Below are 6,853 nucleotides of genomic sequence, written 5' to 3'. Positions count from 1 at the left end.
AATTCGCCCGCCGTCCGGACGAACTGGTCGTAGCGGCGCTGGCCCAGGCGCTGCGTCTCGGCATCGAAGGCGGGATGATGCGCGGTCAGTGTCAGCTGATGCCGCACGAACAGGCCGAGCACTTCGGTCAGGTAATCGAGCCGTTGCTCGAGCCGCTCGATGGCGCGCACCTGCCGGGAAAGCGCCTTGCCGAATTGTGCGCCTGCCTGCTCGTCGCCAGCTTGCTCAAACCATGCGCCGAGCGCCTTGCTCAGGATAGTCGTCTTCGTTGCCCCCGGCTCGGCTGCCATGGCATCAAGCCTCGCCGAGAGATGGTCGGGCAGGTAGAACTGGTGGCGGGTCTTGCGCGTTTGCATGCCGGCGATGATGCGCGGCGCATAGGCTTGGCAACAGACCCTCTCCGGTATCTCGACGTGCGCTTTGATGGCTCAGCCGATCTGCGGCCCGGAACGCTGCCGCCCGAAGGTCCAGTCGATGCTGCCGCCGCGCTCGATGGTCCCGGTGACCTGGCGGCCCAGTTGCTTCTCCAGTACCGGCTGCCACGGGACCAGCGTGAACTCGCGTGATTTGGCAATCACGGCATACTTCTCGCCGCCCACGTCGACGGCGCGACGATAGGTGCCTTCGACATGGTTGCCCTGCACGGGCGTGAACTCCAACCCAAGCTCCTGCGAGAGTTGGGCTCCGACGCGGTTCAGTTCGCGCTGGCGGAGCGTCGCCAGCAAGTTGGCGCGATAGCGGATCGTATCCCCTTCTTGGGCCGCGAGGCCCTGCTCAATCAGCCATTGCCGTCGCTGCTGCAGCGACTGGCCCATCGTGGTGCCGATGCGCCCCTGTAGTCGCTCCGGGTTGGTCGCGACGCACTGGCGGTCGAGCCAGGTCTCGCCATCGTGATGGACCAGCTGTTCGAGCGGCCGGTCGGTTAGCACCGCGATGGTGGCCGGGCGCCGGAGCGCTTGCCGCTCTTCATGGTGCAGCGCTTCGCTGAGGTAATCCGGGCCAACCGTCCATGTGCCATTGGGTTCGCGCTGCACAGCCGCGCCATCGCGGCGCAGGGCTTCGAGACGGCGCACGTGGGCCTGGGCAAAGCGATCGGTAGCGGAAGGATCATGCGCCAGGTGAAGGTCCACGCTGTAACGCCCGCCATTCGCGCGCGCGACTTCGGCGATGGCCTTGTCGGCAGGCCGCACCTCCACCGCTGCTGGAGAAACCCGGACCAGCCGATCCTTCATCGCCCCATCTGCCAGATCGTGCCCGAGATCGACGAAGTGCGTGCGTCCATCGGTCGCCTCGACGATCAGGTAATGGCGATCGCCATGCTCGTCGGCGAGCCCCCGGTCGAGCACGCGACCAACGATGGCTTGACGCGCGGCAGGGGCGTAGACCGCATAGTCCTGGGGCAACACCTCGGGATGGCTGCGCAGCCGCTCGTGCATGGTGGCGATGATGTCGCCGCGCTTGCCCATGGCGCGTAGCGTGGCTTCCAGGTCGTCATCGAGGCGGTAGAGGCCTTTGCCTTCCTTCTCCGCCAAGCCCATCGCGTGCAGCGTACCGAGGCGCGCGGCGCGCAAGGCTTGCTCGGCCGGGTCGGCATGCCAGGCCGAAGCCAGACCCTGCTCGTCGATGTCGCGCAACAGGCGGCGGTCGATGCGGGTGAATCGTTCCTGCGTCACCTCACGCGCGTTGGCGGTGGCGATCTCGAGCTCGGTACGGGGCCCGAGATCGCGGCTGACAATTTCCGAGGCACGCGCAGCGATGCCCTGGCTGATGTAGTCGCGGGCGATGACGAGATTCTTGCCGTCCTTACCGACGCCGCGCACGACGATATGGGTATGAGGATGGCCAGTGTTGAAGTGATCGACCGCCACCCACTCGAGGCGGGTGCCGAGATCCTTCTCCATCTGCTCCATCAGCCGACGGGTCACCGGCTTCAGGTCCGTGTACTGCTCGCCGTCCTCAGGGGCGACAATGAAGCGGAACTGGTGGCGGTCACCAGCCCCGCGTTCGAGGAAGGCCTTGCCGTCGGCGTGGTCGCTATCAGGGCCGTACAGCGTGCCGCGCTCGCCTTCGCGGGTGGTACCGTCGCGCTGCAGGTAGGCGAGGTGCGCGCTTGCCGCTTTCACCCCCCTGCCGGCAAGCTTCACGAAGCGGGCCTTCACCACCACGCGGCGGGTGCCCGCGCCCACCTGACGCGGCGCACCCGCCAGCATCCGTCCAGCGGCGACGCCGCGCCCGGTGCGGGCGCCGGTGAAGCGGGGCTTGGCCTGGCCTTTCGCCAGGCGTGAACCACCGGCATGGTTGACCGCCCGGCGCAGGTCGTGGCGCATGGGCCGTTCCTTGCCGATATGACCCAGCCACACGTCGAACCCGTCGTCCATTGCCGCTTCCTCGATGCTGGAATTCCTGCCGGAACCAGCAATCAGGGGTGGCGCGCGCGAGGCTGCAAGGGCCTCCACGCCTGTCTCGCGGCAAATGCCTGCAACGACACGCTTTCTTGGCCACGCATCTCGCAACCGGAGGCGGTCGGATGGCGCAAGTCCAGCCTATCTCCAAAGAAAACGACGTGCAGACAACAGCTTAGCACCCATCGCGAGATGGGGGCCTTTATCTTGCGTCGGTTCCTTTTCCTGCCGATCTGCCCCCCAGCACCCCTTCGCCCATCCTCACTAACCCTTACGTCGTTCGCTATATGGTCTATTTGAACTTTGCGACGTGAGCTGTGACGGAGGACGGGTCTATGCCTATACGGATCGAAGCAAAGGCAGGGCATCGCCTGCAATTGCAGGGTGGCATTTAGACAGTCCTAGATGTCCCGGCGCGTGGGATTGCGCGGGATTTCCGTTGGCCTTTTCGGATGGAACGCGGTGCTTGGGTGCTGGATTCCTGGCGGGAATGCGTGCCGTTTTGGCATCGCCAGCGAGGGTGCGGCGATGGTAAGGATCACCCGCCACGGGCTGGGCGAAGCGCTCGATCTGGACCGGAAATTTGACCGGATCACGCTGGCCTGCGGCGCGCAGACGCCGCAGGCGGAAGCCAGTGTAGCGATCGATGCTGTGCTGCAACTGACGCTCGATATCGAAGTGCGCGCGGCAGTTACTTGCATAGTTCTAGGATGGTTGCCGCTGGGACAATCAGGGAGGCGCAGGGGGCCACCACTCCCTGCTAGACGCGGGTCACCCTGCTTCTCGGACTTCCGAGTCGAGCAGTGCCAGCCGCTCTTGGCAGACGTCCTGCACGAGCTGGCCGAGCTTCTCGACCCGCTCGGCAAGCCACAGCAAATCCTCTTTTGAAATGCGGTAATGCTTGGAGTAGCGCGCCTTCACGTAGGCGTCTTTCAGCTTCTCGAACAAGGCCCGCTCGCGCCGGGTATCGCGCGGCCACGCCTCCACCAGGCGTATGTCCAAACCCTCAGCCTGCGTGCGTAAGAAGGCCAGATTGTGGTTGTGTGGGGTGTAGAAGGTGCAGACCAGCAGCACGCAGTGATAGAGACGTTCGGCAGCTTGGTGCGTCAAGAACGCTGCGTCTTTTAGCCGTCCCTGCTCTTGGCTGAAACGAGCCGTTTCCAACATTCCCGCCCCGGCAGGAAACCACTCATTGAAATATTCCTGCGCCATGGCAAGTGCCTGCTCCGGCGTCTTCGGCTTGGGTTCGGGCAAGGGCCTGTCGTCGGCCTCGAACAGCAAGACGCCATCGCGGGCGATGTCCATGAAGAAGTAGCGCCCATGGGCAAGGCCGTCGCCGACTTCCTGCCAGGTGTGGACCACGAAATTTGCCGGCGTGCGCAGCGTGCCGGCGATCTTCTCCTCGATCAGTCGCTGGTCGGCCGCCGTCCAGTAGGCGGCACGGTCGGTCAGTTCCTTCTGGTTGACGATCACCAGCAGGTCGAAGTCCGAGACGTAGCCCTTGGCGGTATGCGGCTCGTCCACCCAGCCGCCACGCGCATGGCTGCCATAGAGAATGACCTTGAGAATGCGGCCCCGACGGCGCCGTGCGGTGGCATTCTCATGCGCGGCGGCAAACTCCTCGAACAGGATCTGGACCACGCGGTCCAGGTCGCGCTGCTTGCTCGCAGGCAGATGGTCGAGGTCGGTCTTCATGGGTGCAGAATCGCGGGAAAACGGCGCTTTGCCAAGTACAAAGTGGTTGGCCGGCCCCAGTTGGAACCGGCCATATCCCCTGTCACGCCGCCTTGGGCAAGGTGGCATCGACTTCGGTGTCGTCGCTTGTTGCGGCTTCGACCTCGACGTCTGCGGCAGCTTCCGCCTCGGCCTCGCGTTCACCAACCGCTGCGATCCGGGCCGCTCGCTCGGCGCTGCCAACCCCGCCGCGCGGCGTATAGGCGCTCGCTGGGAAAGCCATCCAGCGTGGCACCCAGTTATCGCGCTTCGCACGCCCATTGCTGGCCGAAAGGCAGTCGCGGATGATGCCACGCTTGACCTTGGTGGCGGCCTTGCCGTTCTCGGTAGCAACCTGTTCGCCCGCCACATCGGCAAGCAGATGGCCCATCAATTCGCGGTCGCGCACGGCGTCGAGCAAGGCATCGTCCGCCTGCCAAACATCGGCCATGTCGAGGCCCAAGTGCTCGCCCAGCAGTTCGATCAGGCCGGTCCCGACGTCGAGCGTTTCGCCCATGACCACGGCCAACACGCGCAGCACGGCAGCGTCGTCCAGAGCGACCAGCCGCCGGACCAGACCGCAGATACCTTGCCCATCGGGATCGCTGCCAGTGACGGTTGGGGTGTCAGGATCAAGGTCGAGCAGGCGCAGAACCTCGCGCCGCCGGGCATCGAACAAGGCTTCGGACAGGCAGTTCTCGACGCTTTCGGCTACGGCATCGCTGGGGGCCTTCTGCGGTTCGATCCGCACCGTCCACAGACCCGACCCGGCAATTGCATGGGCGACCATCACCGGTAGAGAAAGGCTGCTGTCCTCGACCAGTTTGGCGCGCACGGCGGCATGGCGATGCAGGTCGACATAGGCATTCACCGTGCTCGACACTTCGGGCCGGACCGCCTTCTCCAGCGCTTCGCCGCGCTCCAGTCGCCGCGCTTCCTTGTTTGTTACAAAGCCTTCGTGGAAGCTGACATCACCGCGATGGCCGATGGTGACATAGACCCGGCCACCCTTGGATTTGGGACAGGAGACGTGCTCCCACGAATGGAACGCCTCGCCCCTGGCCATGATTACGACCTCGTCCCACCCGGCATCGCGATAGGCTTCGGCCCGCGCCTCGATGGCTTCCATCTGCGCGGTCCAGAACACATCGAACCCGACGCTGAAATTGGCCGTCCCTCTCGTCGCCGCCTGTCCTCAACAGCAGGATAGAAGGTGCCCAGAAAATTGCAGCTATCCAATAGCGGGCGGAGGCCGCCGTAGCACTACACCGCTTTGCCGTGCCTTACTACCGCTCGAATCAGTGCAAGTTCTGAGCCGCGCCGGACAAGGATGCGGCGGCGAAGTGGCCCCAGGCTTCCATCAGAGTTCGGCGCATGTCGCGCAGATCGGTGCGCAGATAGGCTTGCTCGGTGGACGTACCGACTTTGTGGGCTAATGCCATTTCTGCCACCATAGCGGGAACGGTCGGCATCCGTTCTGCGGCCCAATCACGAAAAGCAGAGCGGAAGCCGTGTACAGTGGCGGTCTTGCCTGAATTAGGGTCGGTGTAACCAGGTCGCCCAGCCAAGAGTTCGGCTTCGTGTGCAGCGCGCAAGGCCTTGGTCAACGACATATCCGACAAAGCGCCGCCATTCATGCCACTGAAAATTAGGCCTGTGCGCAGGCTTTCCTCAGGCGCCCAGAGCGTCAATAGCGCAACGGCGGCATCGGACAGAGTGACGACGTGGCCCCTGTCCATCTTCATAAGGCTGGCCGGTCGGCTCCAGGTGCGGGCATCAAGGTCGATTTGCTCCCAAGTCGCGCTCCGCACCTCACCTGACCGTGCGGCCGTCAATACCGTGAAGAGGACGGCGAATCGGCTGGCCGTGGCATTCTTGGCCAATTCTCCGGCAACGAAACTCGGTACCCTCATGAAGGCCATAGCGCCGAAATTCTTCCCTTTGTCTTGCTTGGCAAGGCCGGTCCGCAATTCGCGAGCGTCGGGCAAAGCGTCCTTTCTCCAGCCACGTGCCTTGGCAAAGGCGAGTACCTGTCCGATGCGGCTGCGCACCTTGCGGGCAATGACAGGCTTATCGTTCCAGATCAAAGCCAGCGCGGCGATGACTTCGGCGCTGCCAATGGCATCGACCTTCAATGCCCCAAGCCTGGGGTTTGCATGTTCTTCCAGCGAGGCCTTGAATGCCTTGGCAGTGCGATCGCTCCAGCCAGACATCAGGGCGTTGTGGGTTTCGATAACAGCTTCGGCAAACGTTGGCACCTTCACCCGCTGCCGATCGCGTTCCACCTTGGGGTCTTTTCCTGCTTTGGCGAGCTTCCGCAGTGCAGCCCCTTTTTCTCGGGCCTCCGCCAAGGACAGGCTTTTGCGTAGCATGAGGGGCAGATCAGAATGCCGGGAATCGTCCTTGCCGAAGGCGGTGCTGCCGAGATTGTCGATGTCCGCCGCGCCCAGTCCGATGTCCCGACGCTTCCCATCGGCCTGCATGCGAAGCATCCATGACTTAGCCCCGCCGGGCGAGACCAGAAGGAAAAGACCGTCTCCGTCCTGGTAGGCGCGCTTAACCGGCTTTCCCGACGGCCCGAATCCGGGCTTGGCATTGCGAACTTTGGCGGCGGTCAATTTCCCCACACTTTTATCCCCACATTTGCCCCCACACAATATCGCGGATTCTGGCGAACGTCAACGGACCGCTGCGGAGAACCATTTTTCAAGTTCGCTATAATCGTTGGTATTTTTCGG

The 6,853-nt window shown here is 63.8% G+C and carries 5 protein-coding genes; all 5 read right to left on the bottom strand.

Annotated elements, in window-relative coordinates; translation table 11 throughout:
* Nucleotides 1-356: CopG family transcriptional regulator (locus FHW94_RS22110; RefSeq protein ID WP_168558006.1), on the bottom strand; the 356-nt coding region annotated here is incomplete at its 3' end.
* Between the two features lie 72 nt (nucleotides 357-428).
* Entirely contained in the window at nucleotides 429-2,378 is a 1,950-nt protein-coding gene (gene rlxS / locus FHW94_RS22105) for a relaxase/mobilization nuclease RlxS (RefSeq protein ID WP_168558005.1), read from the bottom strand.
* 795 nt (nucleotides 2,379-3,173) lie between these two features.
* Nucleotides 3,174-4,097 carry a HEPN domain-containing protein gene (locus tag FHW94_RS22100; protein WP_168558004.1) on the bottom strand — a complete coding sequence of 308 codons (924 nt, stop codon included), beginning with the start codon at nucleotides 4,095-4,097 and terminating at the stop codon, nucleotides 3,174-3,176.
* Between the two features lie 82 nt (nucleotides 4,098-4,179).
* Nucleotides 4,180-5,244, bottom strand: coding sequence for a chromosome partitioning protein ParB (locus FHW94_RS22095; protein WP_168558003.1), 1,065 nt, complete (start codon nucleotides 5,242-5,244; stop codon nucleotides 4,180-4,182).
* A gap of 169 nt (nucleotides 5,245-5,413) precedes the next feature.
* On the bottom strand, nucleotides 5,414-6,733 hold the full coding sequence (locus FHW94_RS22090; protein ID WP_168558002.1) for a site-specific integrase: 1,320 nt from the start codon (nucleotides 6,731-6,733) through the stop codon (nucleotides 5,414-5,416).
* Nucleotides 6,734-6,853: the final 120 nt, after the last annotated feature.

This window comes from Novosphingobium sp. SG720 (genome assembly GCF_012275365.1).
Classification (GTDB): domain Bacteria; phylum Pseudomonadota; class Alphaproteobacteria; order Sphingomonadales; family Sphingomonadaceae; genus Novosphingobium; species Novosphingobium rhizosphaerae.
Note: the sequence above shows the minus strand (reverse complement) of the source record. Positions and strands in the feature narration are given on the sequence as shown.

Bases quoted from the DNA above. Each gene is read 5' to 3' on its own strand.
- rlxS (WP_168558005.1), bottom strand. From the start codon at position 2,378: ATGGACGACGGGTTCGACGTGTGGCTGGGTCATATCGGCAAGGAACGG.
- FHW94_RS22100 (WP_168558004.1), bottom strand. From the start codon at position 4,097: ATGAAGACCGACCTCGACCATCTGCCTGCGAGCAAGCAGCGCGACCTG.
- FHW94_RS22095 (WP_168558003.1), bottom strand. From the start codon at position 5,244: ATGGAAGCCATCGAGGCGCGGGCCGAAGCCTATCGCGATGCCGGGTGG.